At 61.3% G+C, this 18,283-nt stretch carries 12 protein-coding genes and 2 pseudogenes; 8 read left to right on the top strand and 6 right to left on the bottom strand.

Annotated elements, in window-relative coordinates; translation table 11 throughout:
• Window positions 1-85: 85 nt before the first annotated feature.
• The 4 genes from CFE428DRAFT_RS12810 to CFE428DRAFT_RS12795 are packed head-to-tail and all read left to right on the top strand — an operon-like array spanning window position 86 to window position 4,355.
• Complete coding sequence (locus tag CFE428DRAFT_RS12810) at window positions 86-2,539, top strand: DUF1592 domain-containing protein (RefSeq protein ID WP_131989222.1); 2,454 nt, start codon at window positions 86-88, stop codon at window positions 2,537-2,539.
• On the top strand, window positions 2,536-3,852 hold the full coding sequence (locus CFE428DRAFT_RS12805; protein ID WP_006979970.1) for a DUF1552 domain-containing protein: 1,317 nt from the start codon (window positions 2,536-2,538) through the stop codon (window positions 3,850-3,852). Before CFE428DRAFT_RS12810 ends, CFE428DRAFT_RS12805 begins: the two co-directional genes overlap by 4 nt.
• Window positions 3,853-3,898: 46 nt before the next feature.
• A complete protein-coding gene (locus CFE428DRAFT_RS12800; protein ID WP_006979969.1) occupies window positions 3,899-4,117 on the top strand; it encodes a hypothetical protein in 219 nt (72 codons plus the stop codon).
• 46 nt (window positions 4,118-4,163) lie between these two features.
• Window positions 4,164-4,355: a hypothetical protein gene (locus CFE428DRAFT_RS12795; RefSeq protein WP_042724881.1), complete on the top strand. Its 192-nt coding sequence runs from the start codon at window positions 4,164-4,166 to the stop codon at window positions 4,353-4,355.
• Window positions 4,356-4,425: 70 nt separating this feature from the next.
• Here the strand turns inward: CFE428DRAFT_RS12795 and ilvC are convergent.
• Together ilvC and ilvN are read right to left on the bottom strand one after the other, a co-directional pair.
• Window positions 4,426-5,446: pseudogene (gene ilvC, locus CFE428DRAFT_RS12790) on the bottom strand (ketol-acid reductoisomerase).
• Between the two features lie 20 nt (window positions 5,447-5,466).
• A complete protein-coding gene (gene ilvN / locus CFE428DRAFT_RS12785) occupies window positions 5,467-5,946 on the bottom strand; it encodes an acetolactate synthase small subunit (RefSeq protein WP_006979966.1) in 480 nt (159 codons plus the stop codon).
• 102 nt (window positions 5,947-6,048) lie between these two features.
• Between ilvN and CFE428DRAFT_RS12780 the strand changes: the two genes are divergently transcribed.
• Window positions 6,049-6,834, top strand: a complete 786-nt coding sequence (locus CFE428DRAFT_RS12780; RefSeq protein ID WP_006979965.1) for a sugar phosphate isomerase/epimerase family protein — start codon at window positions 6,049-6,051, stop codon at window positions 6,832-6,834.
• 33 nt (window positions 6,835-6,867) lie between these two features.
• Here the strand turns inward: CFE428DRAFT_RS12780 and CFE428DRAFT_RS12775 are convergent, their stop codons facing one another.
• From CFE428DRAFT_RS12775 to CFE428DRAFT_RS12760, 4 genes are all read right to left on the bottom strand, one after another.
• Window positions 6,868-7,647: an LssY C-terminal domain-containing protein gene (locus CFE428DRAFT_RS12775; protein ID WP_006979964.1), complete on the bottom strand. Its 780-nt coding sequence runs from the start codon at window positions 7,645-7,647 to the stop codon at window positions 6,868-6,870.
• Window positions 7,648-7,694: 47 nt separating this feature from the next.
• Entirely contained in the window at window positions 7,695-8,126 is a 432-nt protein-coding gene (locus tag CFE428DRAFT_RS37270; protein WP_131989218.1) for a hypothetical protein, read from the bottom strand.
• A gap of 282 nt (window positions 8,127-8,408) precedes the next feature.
• The gene (odhB, locus tag CFE428DRAFT_RS12765) at window positions 8,409-9,593 is read right to left on the bottom strand and encodes a 2-oxoglutarate dehydrogenase complex dihydrolipoyllysine-residue succinyltransferase (RefSeq protein WP_006979963.1); all 1,185 of its coding nucleotides are present in this window, start codon (window positions 9,591-9,593) and stop codon (window positions 8,409-8,411) included.
• Between the two features lie 93 nt (window positions 9,594-9,686).
• The gene (locus CFE428DRAFT_RS12760; RefSeq protein WP_006979962.1) at window positions 9,687-12,446 is read right to left on the bottom strand and encodes a 2-oxoglutarate dehydrogenase E1 component; all 2,760 of its coding nucleotides are present in this window, start codon (window positions 12,444-12,446) and stop codon (window positions 9,687-9,689) included.
• A 232-nt stretch (window positions 12,447-12,678) separates the two neighbouring features.
• Between CFE428DRAFT_RS12760 and CFE428DRAFT_RS12755 the strand changes: the two genes are divergently transcribed.
• The 3 genes and pseudogenes from CFE428DRAFT_RS12755 (at window position 12,679) to CFE428DRAFT_RS41050 (ending at window position 18,282) form a co-directional block, all read left to right on the top strand.
• Window positions 12,679-13,344, top strand: coding sequence for a hypothetical protein (locus tag CFE428DRAFT_RS12755; protein ID WP_042724879.1), 666 nt, complete (start codon window positions 12,679-12,681; stop codon window positions 13,342-13,344).
• Window positions 13,345-13,508: 164 nt separating this feature from the next.
• Complete coding sequence (locus CFE428DRAFT_RS12750) at window positions 13,509-16,820, top strand: DUF7133 domain-containing protein (protein ID WP_006979960.1); 3,312 nt, start codon at window positions 13,509-13,511, stop codon at window positions 16,818-16,820.
• 334 nt (window positions 16,821-17,154) lie between these two features.
• Window positions 17,155-18,282 (top strand): annotated as a pseudogene (locus CFE428DRAFT_RS41050) (SPFH domain-containing protein).
• The last annotated feature ends 1 nt before the right edge of the window (window position 18,283 follow it).

The raw sequence follows: 18,283 nt of genomic DNA, 5'->3' as shown, positions 1-18,283 counted from the left end.
CGTGCTTTCTCCGGATTTTGCCCTTAAATTCCAAAGTCCCGCCCAGCAACCAGTGAACCCCATTTTCCGCACCCTTTTTCCCCGTTTGACTTCCAAGACGCCGACGGCCCTGGCGTTAGGCGGATTACTCTTGAGCGGGCCGATCGTTGGTCTGGCGGCTGAGAAGAACCACCATTCCGAGAAAACCTACGATCTTCCCGCCGGGGAGGCACGGACGGGGGCAGCCATCTACCAGAAGATGTGCGCCGATTGCCACGGGGACAGGGGCCAGGGGGTAAAGGACGAATACGACGAGCCGCTGCATGGCAACCGTTCGCTCCAGTCGCTGGTCAAGCGCATCGCCCGGACAATGCCGGATGACAACGTGGGCGCATGCGTCGGGGACGATGCGTCCAAGGTGGCAGCGTATATCTACGATTCCTTTTACTCGCCGAAAGCGCAGGCGCGACTGAACCCGCCGGAATTCGATCTCTCCCGGCTGACCTTCTCGCAGTACCGCACCTCGGTGGCCGATCTCGTGGGACGCTTCCGGCCCGGCTTCGACCGCGCGCTCGGTGCGCAGCATGGCCTGAAAGCGCACTACTCCGGCTTGCAACTCGAGAAGCCGGCCGACCCGGCAGCCACGACGGAGGCCAAGCCGGTCGACAAACCGGTGGCGAAAAAGGGTGACGACAAGAAAAAGAATCGGCCGAAGGTGCAATTCGACCGCGTGGATTCGGAGGTGGATTTCCACTTCGCCGCGACCAGTCCCGATCCGGAAAAGATGGAGCCCGAGGAATTTTCCGTTCGCTGGGAAGGCTCCGTCATCGCGGAAGAGACGGGCACGTATGAGTTCATCGTGAAGAGCGAGAACGGCGTGCGTCTCGCGGTGAACGACATGAAGAATCTGCTCGTGGACGCGTGGGTGAGCAGCGGGCCGGATGTGCGCGAGGAGAAACGCACCGTCTTCCTTCTCGGCGGGCGCGCTTATCCCATCTCACTCGAGTTCTTCAAATTCAAGGACAAGACCGCCTCGATCGAGTTGCTCTGGAAGACGCCGCATGGCGTGGTGGAAAAAGTGCCGTCGCAGTTCCTTTCGCCGGAACGCCTGCGCGAGACGATGATCGTGAAGACCACTTTCCCCGCGGACGACCGCAGCGTGGGTTATGAGCGTGGGACGGGCGTTTCGAAGGAATGGGATGCGGCGACGACCGACGCGGCCATCGAGGTCGCCGAGCACGTGGATGCGCATCTCGATGAACTCGCCGGCACGAAATCCGGTGCGCCGGATCGTGTGGACAAGCTCAAGCAGTTCGCGCGGAAGTTTGCCGAAGCGGCGTTTCGCCGGCCATTGAGCGACGACGCGTATCACCATTTCATCGAGCATCAGTTTGAGGTGGCGAAGACGCCGGAGATCGCGGTGAAGCGCGCGGTGCTCTACACGCTCAAGTCGCCCCGGTTCCTCTATCCGGAAATCCCGAAGGAAGGGAAACCGGATGGATATGACATCGCCGAGCGACTGGCGCTGAGCCTGTGGGATTCGATTCCCGACACGACGCTCCTCCGCGCGGCGGCGGAAGGAAAGCTGCAGACACACGACCAAATCGTCGCACAGACCAATCGCATGATGGCCGACGCGCGAACCAAGGCGAAGATGCACGGCTTCTTCCACTACTGGCTCGAACTGGAGCGCGCGGAAGGCATCCAGAAGGATCCCAAGTCGTTTCCGGAATTCGACGCGCAGGTGCTCGCCGATCTGCGCACCTCACTCTTCCTCTTCCTCGATCAGGTCGTATGGAGTGACAAGTCGGACTACCGCGAGCTGCTGCAGGCGAATTACCTGCTGCTCAACGAGCGGCTGGCCAAGCTGTATGACAAGAGCGTTTCCGGTGAAGGCTTCCAGCGCGTGGAGTTCGATCCGAATCGGCGCTCGGGGGTGGTCACGCATCCGTATCTGCTCGCCGCCTTTGCTTCGAGCAAGCAGACCTCGCCGATTCATCGCGGCGTGTTTCTCACTCGCACGATCGTCGGGATGACGCTCAAGCCGCCGCCCATGGCGGTCGCTTTCGAGGATGCGAAGTTCGACTCGCATCTCACGATGCGCGAGAAGATCACTGAGCTGACGAAGAACACGAACTGCATGGGCTGCCATGGGACGATCAATCCGCTCGGCTTCAGCCTGGAGAATTACGACGCGATCGGCCGCTGGCGCACCCAGGACAATCACAAACCGGTGAACGCGGTGACCGATTTTTCCACCGATGAAGGCGACAAGATTCATCTCACCGGCGCGCGCGACCTGGTGAAGTTCGCGGCGGAAACGCCGAGCGGGCATCGCGCCTTCATCCATCTCCTTTTCCAGTACACCGTGAAGCAGGAGGTGAATGTCTACGGCCCGGATGAGTTGGAGAATTTGCGCCAGTCGTTCACCAGTTCCGGTTTCAATATCCGCAAGCTGTTGAGCGATATCGCCATTACTGCCGCCATGCGCGGGACGCCGGAGCCCGAGGCCAAGGTCGCGCAGGAATCGAAACCGTCCACCGCCCCAAAACCATTATGAGCATCCTGAACCGCCGCCAATTCCTCCGCCAACTCGGCGTCTCCTCCGCTGCGCTGCCTTTCCTCGCCGGCTTGCCGAGCCTCATGGGGGCATCGACGCCGCAGAGTCGCCAGCGCGTGATCATCATGTTCTCGCCGAATGGCACGCTGCCGAACGAATTCTGGCCCGATGCCGCCGGTGAGCTGGCGTTCAAGCCGATCATGGAGCCGCTGAATCCCTTCAAGGATCGGACGCTGGTGGTCGACGGTATCTGCAACAAGATCCGCGGCGATGGCGACAATCACATGCGCGGTATGAGCTGCCTGCTCACGGCCAATGAGCTCCTGCCCGGCAACATCCGCGGCGGCGGCGGCACGCCGGCGGGATGGGCGAGCAGCATTTCGATCGACCAGGAGATCAAGAATTTCCTCCAGGGGCAGAAGGATACGCGCACGCGTTTCGGGTCGCTGGAGTTTGGCGTCGCGGTGCCGGATCGCGCGGATCCCTGGACGCGGATGAGCTATGCCGGCGCCAATCAGCCGGTCGCGCCGATCGATAATCCTTACCAGATGTTCGGCAAGATGTATGGACGGATGAAGGATCGCGACAATCTCGTGAGCATTCTCGACGACGTGCGCGAGGATCTCACGCGCGTCTCCGCCAAGCTCAGCGCGCGCGACAAGGCGTTGCTCGATCAGCACGTGACCATCGTCCGCAACCTCGAGCAGGATCTGAAGCACAGCGACAAGGACGCGAAGATGACGCACCCGATGCCCGAGCTCGACCCGAGCGTGGAGCTGGTGAACGACAACACGCCGCAAATCAGCCGCATGCAAATCGACCTGTTGGTCAATTCGCTGGCCAACGACATGACGCGCGTCGCCACGCTGCAGTACATGCGTTCCGTCGGCCAGGCGCAGATGCGCTGGTTGGGCATCCAGGAAGGCCACCACTCGCTTTCCCACGAGCCCGATACGAACCAGGATTCCTACGCGAAGCTGAAGAAGATCAACACGTGGTTCGCCGGTGAGCTCGCCTATCTCGCGAAACGCCTAGCGGAAACGCCCGAGCCGTCCGGCGAGGGTAGTATGCTAGACCACACACTCATCGTCTGGACCAACGAGCTCGGCAAAGGCAACACCCACGCCTTGGACAATATCCCGTGCGTGATGATCGGCGGTGCTCCCGGCTTCAAGATGGGCCGCAGCGTGAAGCTCGACAAAACCCCGCACAACCGCCTCTGGCTGACCCTCGCCCACGCCATGGGCCACACCCAGCTCGAGACCTTTGGCAAAGCCGACCTCTGCGCCGGCGGGCCGCTGAGTTTGGCGTAGCTTCGCCGAACTTGTCGCGGAGAGCACTTCCGCTTAGACTACAACCGTGACCGCTACCGAAATCATCCGCGAAATCGAAGCGCTCCCGCCACAAGAGCAGGAGAAAGTCGTCCGCTTCGCGTGGCGATTGGGGGCGCAACGGAAGCTGTCCCCAAATGAACTGGGACGTCTGGCCAAGGAGCTAGCAGCGACCGACGACCCGGTAGAAGCGGTCGTATTGCGCGAGGAAATCGTCCAAGGGTTCTACGGCGGAACGAATGCCTAAAGTCCGACGGCAAGGAGTCCCTCCCGCGCTGCTACGGCATCTCGTCTTGCGGATTCAGGAACGTAGTATCGAAGCTCAACAACTGACGCTTTTAGCGGAATGGCTTGATCAAGAGCCGGAGGTTCCCTCAGCGCTTTGGTTCAAACGTTTTCCGGGGCTAATCGTTTGTGGAGAAGGCGAACTCGTGAAGACCTTCCTGCGCATTGGTCAATTACCGAACGGCGAAGAAATCATGTAAGTCGTTGCCAAAAAAGAAAGCGCCGCCGGTTGCCCAGCGACGCTTCTGAAGGGAAATCTTTGTCGGGTGCTTAGTAAGCGGCCTGCACGCCCTTGATCGAGCGCTTCGGCATCCACGGCATGAGCGAACGGAGTTTTTCTCCCGTCTTCTCGATGCCATGCTTCTCGCCCTTCTTGAGGAGGGCGTTGTACTTCTTGTAGCCGCCCTTATATTCCTTGACCCAGTCCTTGGCGAACTTGCCGGTCTGAATGTCCTTGAGCGCGGCTTTCATCCGCTTCTTCACCCCGGAATCGATGATCTTCGGGCCGACGGTGATGTCGCCCCACTTCGCCGTCTCGGAGATCGAGAAGCGCATGCCGGCGATGCCCTTTTCATTCATCAGATCGACGATGAGCTTGAGCTCGTGCAGGCACTCGAAATAAGCCATCTCGGGCGAGTAACCCGCCTCGACGAGGACCTCGAAGCCGGCCTGGACCAGCGCGGTGCAACCGCCGCAGAGTACGGTCTGTTCGCCGAAGAGATCGGTCTCGGTCTCTTCCTTGAAGTCCGTCTCGATGACGCCGGCGCGGGTGCCACCCACGCCCTTCGCCCAGGCGAGAGCGATCTTCTTGGCTTCCTTGCCACCCTGATACACGGCGATGAGAGCGGGCACGCCCTTGCCTTCGGTGTACTGGCGGCGAACGATATGGCCCGGGCCTTTCGGGGCGACCATGATGACGTTCACGTCCTTCGGCGGGACAACGGTCTTGAAATGGATGGCGAAGCCGTGGCTGAAGAGGAGGGTCTTGCCCTTGCTGAGGGTTGGGCTTGATGTCCTTCTCGAAAGCAGCGGCCTGCTTGGTGTCGGGCAGCGCGACGAAGATGACGTCGGCCTTCTTCACCGCTTCACCGGTCTCGTAGACCTCGAAGCCCTTTTCCTTGGCGACCGGAATCGACTTCGAACCCTTGTAGAGGCCGATGATGACCTTGGCGCCGGATTCCTTGAGGTTCAGTGCGTGGGCGTGGCCCTGCGAACCGAAGCCGAGGACGGCGAGGGTTTTGCCTTTGAAGATGGAGAGATCAGCGTCTTTGTCAGTGTAGACTTTGGCCATGAGAGATAGGGGTTCGAGGTTTAGTTGGGTTTGCGGGCAAGGGCGACGCGACCGGTGCGCGAGAGCTCGGAGATGCCGAACTTGCCCATAAGCATGAGAAATTTCTGAATCTTGGATTCGTTGCCGGTGACTTCGATGCCGAGCACTTCGTGCTGCACGTCCACGATCTTCGCGCGGAAGATGTCGCAGAGCTGCATGACTTCGGTGCGGTTGCCCGGGGTGACGGTCACACGCATGAGCAGCAACTCGCGCTCCACGACCTCGTCGTCGTGGAAGTCGTCGATGTGAATGACATCGACCAGCTTGTTGAGTTGCTTGGTGACTTGTTCAAGGACGGTGTCATCGCCTTGGACGACGATCGTCATCCGCGAGGTGGATGGATCGAGCGTAGGGCCGACATTCAACGTATCGATATTGAAGCCGCGCCCACTGAACATTCCGGCGATGCGCGTAAGCACGCCGAATTTGTTTTCGACGAGAACGGATATCGTGTGGCGCATAATTTAGGGGCGCGGAGTCTCGGTGCGGGTCGCGAGTGAGTCAAACTTAAAGTTGACGCCCCGCTTCGGGCCAGTTGCACTGCCCCTTCACCCATTTCTCCCATGCAACTCGGCCTTTACATCGACATCAAACACGGCGCGGCGTTTGCCGATCAACCTTTCGATTTCGTGGAGGAGAACGTGCAGACCCTCCTGGTGCCCGAGGCGGACGAGGCGGCTTTCCGTGAGCGTCTGGCCATCGTAAAGTCCCTGGCGAAGCCGGTGACGGCGGCCAATCGGCTGCTGCCGCCGGACTTGCGCCCGATCGGACCCTCGGTCGATGAAGCCCGCCTGCAGCGTTGGGGCGAGAGTGTCTTCCGCCGTGCCGAGCAGGTGGGCGTGAAAAAGATCGTCTGGGGCAGCGGCGCCTCGCGCCGGGTGCCGGAAGGCTTCTCCAAAGAGCAGGCCCGCGAGCAGTTCATTCGCGCCGTGGCCAGCTATGCTCCGCTCGCGGAACGGCACGGTGTGATCATCGTCATCGAACCGGTCTGCCGGGTGGATTCGAATTTCATCATGTCACTCGCCGATGGCGCGGACATCGTGCACAGCGTGGGCCATTCCAGCGTGCGGCTGCTGGCGGACAACTTCCACATGGATATCGAGAGCGAAGCGCCGAGCGAGATCGAGCGGTTCGCAGACATTCTGGAGCACATCCATGTTTCGGAGATCAAAGGCCGCGCCATTCCCGGAACGACGGATTACGACCTGCGTCCCTATCTCCGCGCACTGAAGAAGGCCGGTTACAACAAGACGCTGGCCATCGAACCGGAGTGGAAGGACGTGAACACCGAGCCAGCGAAGGCGCTGGCCGCCTTGCGTCAGCAGATGGCGGATGCGGGGCTGAATTGATCGATGGAGGGCGGTGCTCCGTCGCCGCCCACTTCAGTGCGAAGCTGGAAGATGGGGCGCAGACGGAGCAAGCCCCTCCATCTGGCCGGCCACGGTTGCAAGCCCTGCTTTCAGCGTCACCACCGCCATACGCTGATCCGTATGCCACGGATCACCGCCGCCGTTGCGTCCGTCGGGTTGCGGCTGGAAGTCGTTCTTCCAATCGAGTGACTGCACCCGATTGACGCGTTGCAGGTCGACGACCAAACCGTCGCGTTCCATGTCGATGTCCGCGGCGATGTGATGGGTGATCTGGCCGGTGGTGTGGCTCAAGCCGACGCTGCGGTCGAAGGTCGCGGCACCAAACCAGCATGGCCGGCCTTGCTCGTCGAGTTGCGGCGCTTTCCAAAACCGCACGTGATGCCGCTCCCGTGGATCACGCCCCGCCGGCTTCTCGAAGGCGAGATCTTCCTTGCGACCGAAGAGAAACAGATTGCTGACCGGCGCATCGAGATAAGGACGATGAAAGATCGTGGACGCCGCGATGTGCAGGCTGCTGCGAATGGTGATCGAATCCGGAGCATACCAGCCGGCGGCTCCCAAGGCCGAGCGGAGATCGTCCTCCGCGCCGATGACGGACAGGTTCAGCGGATCGCCCGGAATGTGCGCACCGGTCTCAGTGATGTACGGCGCGTCGATCAAAGCCGGGTGCTTCGCCTCGTGACGCTTCCACCAGACGGGCAGCGCGAGGTAGGCGATGACGACCCAAACGGCCAACAGGCCGATCAGCCAATCACCAAAGCGCTCGATGAAACGGGTCAATGGACGCGCCATGCGGGCTGAGGTATGACAGCTTTCGCAGAGGGAAGGAAGTCCCTGATTCAGGTCGCCGCGGAAGATCCGGCATTGCGATGGATCAGGATGAGCAGGCCAACGGCGACGACTGAAAAGAACGCGCCCAAACCAAGTATGAGTTCAGCAACCGCAGCAATGCTCACAATCAGCTCATCACCACCGTTGGTCTCGATCCCGGCAGAACGCGCCCGGATATATGCCTGAATGAAATGACTCAGGAACCAAAGGCCAGTCGCTACGCCGACGGCGATGGGAACAAGAGCCAACAGTAAAGGTCCCGGAAAGCAGGGAGAAGGTCGCCCCTTACGCCGAAGCCTCATCGCCCATACGAGACAACCGACAAGACAGCCGACCATCGCTGGCGCGCCGGCCCAACAAAGAGGATCGCCGCGAAAAACTTGCCCCGGCGAGAGGAAGTCGAAGGATTCAGCTCCATCTGCGAGGTAAACGAAGTTCATTGATGCTCGTTAGGATATTCGCGCGTCGGCGAGGGATGGCCAGTTCGGGCAAGCGACCCGCCACCGGGAAGCCTTTTCGCCCCTCGTTACCAAGCTCCAGCTTGGTAATGCCACTGTCTGCGAAGCTCCAGCTTCGTCGGAGGGAAGCTGGAGCTTCCAAGACAACTGCGTGCCCAAGCTGGAGCTTGGGCACGAGAAGAGGGGCATGGGAATGACTAACGTCGAATGACGAAAGGAAGGCGACTCGTTCCCGTTTCGCGGGATCATCCGTCATTCGTCATTTCACAAATCCAGCAACAACCGCGCCGGGTTCTCGATGCACTCTTTCACCCGGATCAGGAAGGTCACGGCTTCCTTGCCGTCGACCACGCGGTGATCGTAGCTGAGCGCGAGATACATCATCGGGCGGATGACGACCTGGCCCTTTTCAGCGATCGGGCGTTCCTGGATCTTGTGCATGCCGAGGATGCCGGATTGCGGCGGATTGAGGATCGGCGTGCTGAGCAACGAGCCATAGATGCCGCCGTTGCTGATCGTGAAGACACCGCCCTGCAGATCCTCGATCTTGATTTTGCCTTCGCGCGCTTTATTCGCGTAATCGGCGAGGTCGCGCTCGATCTGCGCGAACGACTTCTGATCCGCATCGCGGATGACCGGCACAACGAGTCCACGCTCGGTGCCGACGGCCACGCCGACATCGAAGTAGTGATTCTGCACAAAGTCTTCGCCATCCATGCGGCCATTGATCGCCGGCACGGCCTTCAGCGCGCTGACGGTCGCCTTGATGAAGAACGACATGAAGCCGAGCTTGACTCCGTGCTCCTTGGTAAACGCTTCCTGCTGGCTGGAGCGCAGCTTCATCACCGCGCTCATGTCGCATTCGTTGAATGTGGTGAGGATGGCGGCGGTGTGCTGCGCCATCACGAGCTGCTGCGCGATCTTGCGGCGCAACGGCGAAAGCTTCTTGCGGGTGATGCGCCCTTCGCTCACCGGCGCGACGGCATTTTCCGAAACGACGGCCAGCGAGACATTCGCCGCGGCGACAGCCTCGGAAATGCTCGGCTTCGCGGTGTGCTCCACTTCTGACGAAGCCTGCTTCGGGATCGACACCGCCGGGGTCTTCGGCATCACCGCGGCGGGCGGCTCGACGTGTTCGCGCGTCTGCTTCGCGTCCGATTTATCATCGTGCACCTGCTCGGCGCTCTTCGCGGGCGCGGAAGCAGCACCCGCCTCAGCGGGCTCGATGGTCCCGACGACTTCACCGATCTTCACCTCGGTGCCGGCGGGCACTTTCACCCGCAAGGTGCCGGCTTTCTCGGCGGTGATCTCCGTCGAAACCTTGTCGGTCTCGAGCGTCACGAGCGCATCGCCCGCTTGCACGGCGTCGCCGTCGTTTTTGTGCCACACCGAGAGGAGCCCGCTGGTGATCGATTCGCCAACGGCAGGGATTTTGATTTCGAGAGACATGGGAAAATTCGGAGTTCGAAGATCGGGGTTCGGAGTTCGGTAGCGCGGAGCGGTGTCTTACATTCCGCATTCCGCATTCCGCAATCCGAATTGCTATTGGCCTAGGTTAAAGGCGTCCTGGATGATGAGCTTTTGCTCCGCACGATGCCCGGCCAGCGAACCGACCGCCGGGCTGGCGCTGGCGCCGCGGCCGGCGTACCAGAGCGGGATCGAGTGGAACATGCGGTTCAAGTGCCAGAACATGTAGCTCCAGGCGCCCATGTTCTGGGACTCCTCCTGGCACCACACGAGCGCCGTGGCATTCGCATAGTGTCCCACCGCGGCCTTGAGCTGCGCTTCATCCAACGGATAGAGCTGTTCCACGCGGACGATGGCGGCGTCGGTGATCTTCTTCTCTTCACGATGTTTCAGCAGGTCGTAGTAGACCTTGCCCGTACAGAGGATCACGCGTTTGACCTTCTCCGGTTCCGTGTGCAACGGGTCGGCGAGGATCTCGTGGAAACGATCGTTGGTGAAGTCCTCGAGCTTCGACGCCGCGGCTTCGAGACGCAGCATCGACTTCGGCGTCATGATGACCAGCGGCTTTTTGAAGGTGCGCTTCATCTGCCGGCGCAGCACATGGAAATACTGCGCGGGCGTGGTCAGATTGCAGACCTGGATATTGTCCTCGGCGCAGAGCTGGAGGAAGCGCTCGAGACGCGCGGAGGAGTGCTCCGGTCCCTGCCCCTCGTAGCCGTGCGGCAGGAGCAGCACGAGGCTGCTCGGACGCTGCCACTTCGATTCCGCGGAGGAAATGAACTGGTCGATGATGACCTGCGCACCATTGGCGAAGTCACCGAATTGCGCCTCCCACATGCAGAGCAGGTTCGGGAAATTCAGCGAGTAGCCATAGTCGAAACCAAGCACGCCGGATTCGCTGAGCAGCGAATTGTAAATGCAGACCTGCGCCTGGTCGGGCGAGATATGCTTGAGCGGGCAGTAGCGCTCGCGCGTTTTCTGGTCATAGAGATAGGAGTTGCGCTGGCTGAAGGTGCCACGCCGCGCATCCTGTCCGCTGAGGCGCACGGGGATGCCTTCGAGGAGCAGCGAGCCCATGGCCAGCGCTTCGCCGTAGGCCCAGTCGAAGGGACCGTTGTTCGCCCACACTTTCGCCCGTTTCTCGAGCAGGAAGCTCTTCAGCTTCGGCTGAATGGTAAAGCCTTCGGGCACGCTGGTCAGCGCCTTCACCACCTTCGCGAGGTTTTCCTTGCGGACCGCGGTGTCGACCGGCTCGTGGGTGTAGACCGGCTGCGGGGCGGCGGTGGAACCGCTGAAGCTGTTGATCGTCTGGTCCTTCTCCGCCGCCTTGACGATGCCCAGCGCCTTTTCGTGGCGCTCTTCCATTTCCTTTTCGAGCGCGTCGGCCTCCTCCTGCGAGATCACGCCGGCGGAGACGAGCTGCCTTTCAAACTGCGTGCCCACACTCGGGTGCGTGGTGATGTCGGCATACATCGTGGGCTGCGTGGAGACCGGATCATCGGCTTCATTGTGGCCATGCCGGCGGTAGCAGTAGATGTCGATGACGACGTCGCGCTTGAAGGTCTGGCGGAATTCCAGCGCCAGCTCCGAGACGAAGCGCACGGCGAGCGGGTTGTCGCCATTCACGTGAAAGATCGGAGCCTCGATCATCTTTGCCACGTCGGTGCAATAGGTCGTCGAGCGCGCATCCGCGGGCAGCGTGGTGAAACCGATCTGGTTGTTCACGATGATGTGCACCGTGCCGCCGATGCGATAGCCCTGGAGCTGCGACATGTTCAGCGTTTCCGCGACAATGCCCTGGCCGGCGAACGCGGCGTCACCATGGATGAGCACGGCGATGACCTTGCGGCGATCATCGGTGTCCTTGCGGATGCGCTGGCGGGCGCGGGTCATGCCCATCACCACGGGGTTCACGGCCTCGAGGTGGCTGGGGTTGGCCGAAAGACGCACTTCCACTTCCTCGCCGCTCTTGAGCTTCCGCGTGGTCATATAGCCGAGGTGGTACTTCACGTCGCCATCGCCGGCGGTGGTGTTCGGCAGGTAATTCTCGGAGAATTCCGCGAACATCGTGCGGAACGGCTTGCGCAGAAATTCCGCAATCACGCTCAAGCGGCCGCGATGCGCCATACCGAGGCAGATCTCTTCGACGCCCCGATTCGGGCAGGTCTCAAGGATGCCGTAGAGCGCGGTGATGAGCGATTCGCCGCCCTCGAGCGAGAAGCGTTTCTGGCCCTGGTATTTCGTGTGCAGGAAATGCTCGAAGCTCTCGACCTTCACGAGCTGGCGCAGGATGCGGCGCTGCACTTCCTGCTCCGTGCTCGATTCCGCCGGACGATTCTCGATCTTCTCGCGCAGCCAGTTCCGCACGCGCGGATTCTGGATGTGCATGAACTCGGTGCCGATCGGGCCGCAATAGATACGCTCCAGCGCGCCGATCATCTCGCGCAGCTTCATGCGCTTGCCGCCGAGGAGGAACTTCGAGCTCACCGTGAGGTCGAGATCCTTTTCGTCGAAGCCGAGTTCGCGCAGGCTCAGGAGCGGGTTCTGCGGGCGCTCGTGGGCCAGCGGGTCGAGGTTCGCGATGGTGTGGCCGAGGGTACGATAGGCGTAAACGAGACCATCGACGCGGGTCTGGAGCGGGGCGTCAGCGGTCGCGGCTACCGGGGCGCCGGCTTGAGCAGCGGCAGCGCCATTTTTCGGCTGAACGGAGCCGAGTTCAAAGCCCTCGAAAAAAGCGGCCCAAGTCGAGTCCACAGAAGCGGGATCTTTGCGCCACCGCTCATAATTCTGATCCAGGAGGTCGGCGTTGAAACGATTCGCGAACGAAATAGCCATAAAGAAAATTGGGTTTGGAATCTAAGCACACCCTTCAGAGCGACCAAACGAAATTAATAAAATAAGTAAAACTGATGAATGGCTGAGATGGATCGCAAAACCGCCACGGGGTGAAACTGGGAAAAATGCCCACCATCGGTAACAACCCTCGCCATTTCCTTAATAAACAGACGTGCAACTACGTCTTTACTCTCATACCCTCACCCCCGGATTCAAAATTATGCGTCATTTGATGTGCGGCTTACTGGTGGCTGGCGGCTTCATGCTTGCCGGCGCAACAACGGCGATGTCCGCCGATGGCTTGGAAAACGGCGATTTCGCCAAAGGCAAATCCCGCTGGATGGGCGACGGCCAGGTGGTTTACCTCAAGCCGGACGGCACGATCTCGACGACTGACGATTCCCGCAACAGCCTGCTTCCACCCGTGGCCTCGCCCGGCACGGGCACCACGCCAGCGGGCGCACCCGCCGCGGCCCAGAAACCCGGCACGACGCCGATCGTGGAGATCAAGCTCAAGTCCACGCAGTTCGCGGATTTCTCCCAGAAATTCCGCACGCCCAAGGAAATGGACACCGTGAATGCGGAGGTGACCTACAAGGCCTCCCAGGATTTCAAGATGAACGACAAAGCCATCGTCTTCGACCGGGAGATCGCCTGGAAACCGGGCACGTTTTGGTATTGGTCGGCGCTGGTCCATCCGAAGAGCGATGTGCTCATGCGGCTCGATAAGCGGGACAATTATATGTACAAGCTCGATGCCGCGACCCCGGGCAGCGATTGGAAGAAAATGAAGGTCCGCTGGGAGGATGTCGGCGGTGGGCAGGATGTGACCTTTCACGTGCTGGTCACGCCGGGACACGGGACGCTCTACATCAAGTCGGTGACGATCACGCCGTAGGGATGTCTGGCATATCGAAGAGCCTCTTAATCTTAATCGTAATCTTAATCCTCATTCCCCCGGTGGAGTAAGATTACGATTAAGATTAAGATTAAGAAATCCCGCAGCCCCCACCGAAAACAAATCTCGCTAAGGATTCGCCGTACCCGGAATGATTTGGGACTATGTCCCACCGTTTTGCCCTATCCTTCCTCTGCGGCTTGACCCTGGCGTTGCCTGCCTCGGCCCAAAAGAAAGGCGATCAACTTCCCGAACGCTCCGAGGCGGAGATCCTGAAGACGGTCACGCTGCCCGAGGGTTACGAGGCCACCGTTTTTGCCAAGCCGCCGATGGCCGGCTACCCGACCTCCGTGAGCGCCGCGCCGGACGGCACGCTCTTCGTCGCCGTGGACGAAAATGGTTCGCTCGGCCGCGATCGCAATGAAGCCGGCAAGGCCCGCGGCAAGGTGCTGCGCCTGCGCGACACCAAGGGGACCGGCCATGCCGACGAGGTGAAAACCTTTTGCGAAGTGGAAAGTCCGCGCGGCGTGATCTGGGACGGCCCGAAGGGCGACGGCCCCGGCGTGCTCTACGTGATGCACCCGCCAAATCTCACCGCCTATTACGACGACACCGGCGAAGGCAAAGCCACCCGCCAGAAAGATATCCTCACCGGGCTCGGCTTCGACCTCGGCTTCCGCGGTGCCGATCACACGACCAATGGCTGCCGGCTGGCCATCGATGGCTACATCTACATCGCCATGGGCGATTACGGCTGCATCAATGCCAAGGGCACGGATGGCCGCACGCTCACCCATCGCGGCGGCGGTGTGGTGCGCATCCGCCCGGACGGCACCGGCCTGGAGCTCTTCGTGGAAGGCACGCGTAACATTTACGACGTCTCGGTGACGCCCACCCTCGACGTCTTCACCCGCGACAACACCAACGACGGTGGCGGTTGGAACGATCGTCTCAGCTTCCACCCGCCCGGCGCGCACATGGGCTACCCCATGCTCTTCAAGAACTTCAACGAAGACATGATCGAAACGATGGCCGACTTCGGCGGTGGCAGCCCGTGCGGCTCAATCTGGATCGATGAACCCGGCTTGCCAAAGGGCCTTTTCACCGTGGAGTGGGGCGTGGGTGGCATCTTCTATCACGACGATCTCGTGCAAAACGGCGCCGGCTACAAGCTGACCAAGGCCGAGAGCAAAGACCCGCGCCCGGCTTGGGAGCGCTCCGCGACACCGCAGAAAAAGTGGCTCGCCCTCACCCGCCCAACGGATATCGACGTGGACGCAAGCGGACGCCTCTACATCACGAGCTGGGAAGGTGCGACCTTCAACTACAACGGGCCCTACGCTGGCTACGTGCTGGAGGTGAAGAAGAAGGATGCACCGAAGGTGGAGGTGCCGGATTTGACGAATGGAGATCTCAACACACTGCTCAAGGCGATCGCTTCGCCCAGCGCTGTCCTCCGTCTGGCCGCCCAGCGACAAATCCTGGCAGGCAAATACAAACTGCCGGCGGGCAATCCGGTGGAAGCGGGCAGCGCCTCGGGCAGCAACTACACGCTCAGCGGTCCCGTCGAAGACGGGTTGCTCAAGATCGTGGCCGATAAATCGCTGACCATCGGCGCCCGCGTAGCCGCCCTGGAAACCTTCGGACAAAAGTACTGCCGCCAGGAACGCTCGGTCGTCAATCTGGCCGCCTTCTTGAAAGTGCCCGAGCTCCGCGAATTCGTGCTCGAGGAACTTGGCGACGAAAACCAGCGCGTCGGCAAAGGCCTCGCATTGTCCAGCGCGTTGACGGAAGGGCTTTCGGACGCCAACCCGCGGGTGCGCCTCGCGGCCATGACGTCGCTGCGACGTCTGGACAAAACGGAGACGGCGCCGGCCGTTCTTCCGTTGGTCGCAGACGCCGACCCGATCATTGCCCACGTCGCCTTCCGCACCCTGCGCGCATTCAAGGCCATCGATGTTTGCCTCAATGCCCTCGATTCGGCGGACGAGAAAGTGAAGTCCGGTGCGCTCAAGGCGCTCTACGGCATTTACGATCCGAAGGTCGTGGACGGCCTCATCCAGCGCCTCTCCGGGGCCCAGGGCGAAGAGCGCCGCGGCATCCTCAACGCCCTCTGCCGTCTGGCCAATGAGGACGCGCCTTATGAAAGCCCGACGGTGTGGTGGAGCACGCGCCCCGACACGACGGGACCGGTTTACCAGCCCATCTCGTGGAGCGAGACGGACAAAATCAGCGCCGCGCTGAAAAAGGCGCTCGACGCTTCCAATGCGGACGACTCGAAGTGGCTCGTGCAGCGTATGTATCAGTGCAAGGTTGCCTTCCCCGGGCTGGTCGAACTCATGCTGCAGAAAGCGGGCAGCGATACGCCGGCCAAGCTGACCGCCATTGAGGGCATGGTGCGCAACGACAAATCGATGCCGCCGGAAGCGATCAAGGCGCTGCAGGAAATCGTCTCCAATGACAAGGAAGCGCCGGAATTGCGCGTTCGCGGACTGCGCATCTTCACCGCCAATTCGGAAAACGGCACCGTCTTCCCGGGCGCGGTCGAGGCCTTCGCGCCACTCGCCGGACACGATCTGCCGGACGCCAAGCTCACCCAGGTCTTCGAGGATTTCACCCGCGGCGGGCACAATGCGAAGTGGGTGAACGAATATAATTCCCTCCTGCACGGCAATGCCATCAAAGGCGTCGTCGTCGCCGGCGCTACGGGGACTGCCCAGGACACCGCCCGCGAACAGCGACGCCAACTCGCCGCGACGGTGCTGGTGAATTTGGCCACCGGCCGCGTGGGCCGCCAGAACGAGCGCGAAGCGGCGAAGAAGGATGTGGAGAAGAGCTTCGACAAGCCGGAGACGGCCGCTGCTCTGCTCCATGCCATCGCGCGTTCCGGAGCGAAGCCGCTCGCCGAGCTGGTGAAGGCGAATCTCAACAACCCGAACAACGCCGTGGCCGAGGCCGCGCTCTTCGCTTACCAGAAGCTCGGGCTCAAAGACACTGGCGTGCCGCAGAAGCTCATCGGCTCGATGACCTACGACGAAATCTTCGCCGGCGTGCAAAAGGGCGGTGACGCCAAGGAAGGCCAGCAGATGTTCCTCAAGGCCGGCTGCATCGCCTGCCACACGATCAACCCCGACGAGCCACCGAAGGGCCCAATCCTCAGCGCCGTGGTGAAAATTTACGACCGCGCCACGCTCACCGAATCGATCCTCAAGCCGAGCGCCAAGATTGCGCAAGGTTTCGAGAGCCAGTGGTTCAAGACGAAGAAGGGTGAGCAAATCGAAGGTTTCGTGACTCGCGAAGGCGGCGACAGCGTGGACGTGCGCAACATCGCGGGCCAGGCAGTAACCCTCGAAAAAGCGGACATCGCCGAGCGCGGCAAGCGCGACAAGTCGATCATGCCGGAAGGCCTGCTCAATTCCTTCACCATCACAGACCTGCAGAACCTGCTGGCCTGGCTCGAAAGCCTGCGGAAGTAGCACTGGGAGCGGCGACTTTCCAGTCGCCGACCCACCCATCGCGCGAAGCGCCACCTTTGGGGCGGCGCTTCGCGACGCAGGGTCTTTTCTAGAAAGTCGCCCCTCCCAGCGGAATATCCAATCGGGGTCCCGTCCCCGCCGCGCGCTTGCGCCATTGGATGTTGAGCCGAGGCTTTGCGAGACGCCCGCGGTGCCGTGGGGGCAATGTTGAACGTTGGATGTTGGATGTTCTGCCTTCAACGGATGTTCCGCCTTTCTTTTTTGACCTCCCGCCCCCCTCCGCTATCCTCCCTCGCGCAAACCCTAACCTTCCCGCAGAAAGGACCACACCACTATGGGCCTCATGGACTTCATCAAAGGCGAACTGATCGAAATCATCGAATGGACCGATGATTCTCGCGACACGCTCAGCTATCGCTGGCCGGACGAAGACAAAAACATCAAGAATGGCGCACAGCTCATCGTCCGCGAATCGCAGACGGTGCAGTTCGTGTATGTCGGCCAGTTCGGCGACACCTTCGGTCCCGGCAAATACACGCTGACCACGGACAACATCCCGGTCCTGACCAAGCTGCAGGGCTGGAAGTATGGCTTCGGCTCGCCGTTCAAGGCGGACGTGTATTACCTCAACACGCGGCTCTTCACGGGCAACAAGTGGGGCACGTCGAACCCGGTGATGATGCGCGATGCGGACTTCGGCATCGTGCGGGCGCGCGCCTTTGGCACCTACGATTTTCACATCACAGACCCGAAACTTTTCCTCAAGGAAGTGGCGGGCAGCGACCAGCATTTCCGCCTCGATGAATTCGCCGACACCATGCGTTCGCGCATCGTCTCGCTCTTCAGCGAAGCGCTCGCGCAGGCCAAGATCCCGGTGCTGGATGTGGCGGCGCGTTACCAGGAAGTGGGCGCGGCGCTGCTGCCGCTCATCAATCCAGTGGTGACCTCCAAGTATGGTTTGGAGATGACGACCTTCGTGCTCGAAAACGTGAGCCTGCCGCCGGAAGTCGAGCAGGCAATCGACAAGCGTTCGTCGATGGCGGCGGTGGGAACCTGAACGACTACGTGAAATTCCAAATGGCCCAGGGCATGGGCAGCGGCCAGAGCGGCGGAGCCGGCGGCTTCGCCAGCGAAATGGCCGTGGGCATGGCCATGGCACAGCAGATGATGCAGCAACAGGGCGGAGTACTCGGTTCGCAGGCCACTCCTCCCGCGGCGCCGCCTCCCATTCCCGGCCAGGGCACCCAGCCCGCGCAGATGTCGCCGCCGCCGATTCCCGGCGTGGCCCCCACACCCGTCACGACGCCCGACCTGATGAGCCCGGCGGATGCTGCGAAGGTGCTCGGCGTTTCCCGAAGCCGACGTGCTGCAGTCGCTCGAAGCGGGCGACTTGAAGGGCAAAAAGATCGGTTCGACGTGGCGCATTACCAAGGCAGCGCTCGATCAATTTCTCGCGAGTTAAA

Origin of the sequence: Chthoniobacter flavus Ellin428 (assembly GCF_000173075.1) — a bacterium.
Taxonomy (GTDB): domain Bacteria; phylum Verrucomicrobiota; class Verrucomicrobiia; order Chthoniobacterales; family Chthoniobacteraceae; genus Chthoniobacter; species Chthoniobacter flavus.
The sequence above is the reverse complement of the archived record's forward strand: the minus strand, read 5'-3'. Positions and strand labels throughout refer to the sequence as shown.

What these genes read in the sequence shown, in the direction of transcription:
- CFE428DRAFT_RS12805 (WP_006979970.1), top strand. Translation starts at nt 2,536, where the DNA reads ATGAGCATCCTGAACCGCCGCCAATTCCTCCGCCAACTCGGCGTCTCC.
- ilvN (WP_006979966.1), bottom strand. Translation starts at nt 5,946, where the DNA reads ATGCGCCACACGATATCCGTTCTCGTCGAAAACAAATTCGGCGTGCTT.
- CFE428DRAFT_RS12780 (WP_006979965.1), top strand. Translation starts at nt 6,049, where the DNA reads ATGCAACTCGGCCTTTACATCGACATCAAACACGGCGCGGCGTTTGCC.
- CFE428DRAFT_RS12775 (WP_006979964.1), bottom strand. Translation starts at nt 7,647, where the DNA reads ATGGCGCGTCCATTGACCCGTTTCATCGAGCGCTTTGGTGATTGGCTG.
- CFE428DRAFT_RS37270 (WP_131989218.1), bottom strand. Translation starts at nt 8,126, where the DNA reads ATGAACTTCGTTTACCTCGCAGATGGAGCTGAATCCTTCGACTTCCTC.
- odhB (WP_006979963.1), bottom strand. Translation starts at nt 9,593, where the DNA reads ATGTCTCTCGAAATCAAAATCCCTGCCGTTGGCGAATCGATCACCAGC.
- CFE428DRAFT_RS12760 (WP_006979962.1), bottom strand. Translation starts at nt 12,446, where the DNA reads ATGGCTATTTCGTTCGCGAATCGTTTCAACGCCGACCTCCTGGATCAG.
- CFE428DRAFT_RS12755 (WP_042724879.1), top strand. Translation starts at nt 12,679, where the DNA reads ATGTGCGGCTTACTGGTGGCTGGCGGCTTCATGCTTGCCGGCGCAACA.
- CFE428DRAFT_RS12750 (WP_006979960.1), top strand. Translation starts at nt 13,509, where the DNA reads ATGTCCCACCGTTTTGCCCTATCCTTCCTCTGCGGCTTGACCCTGGCG.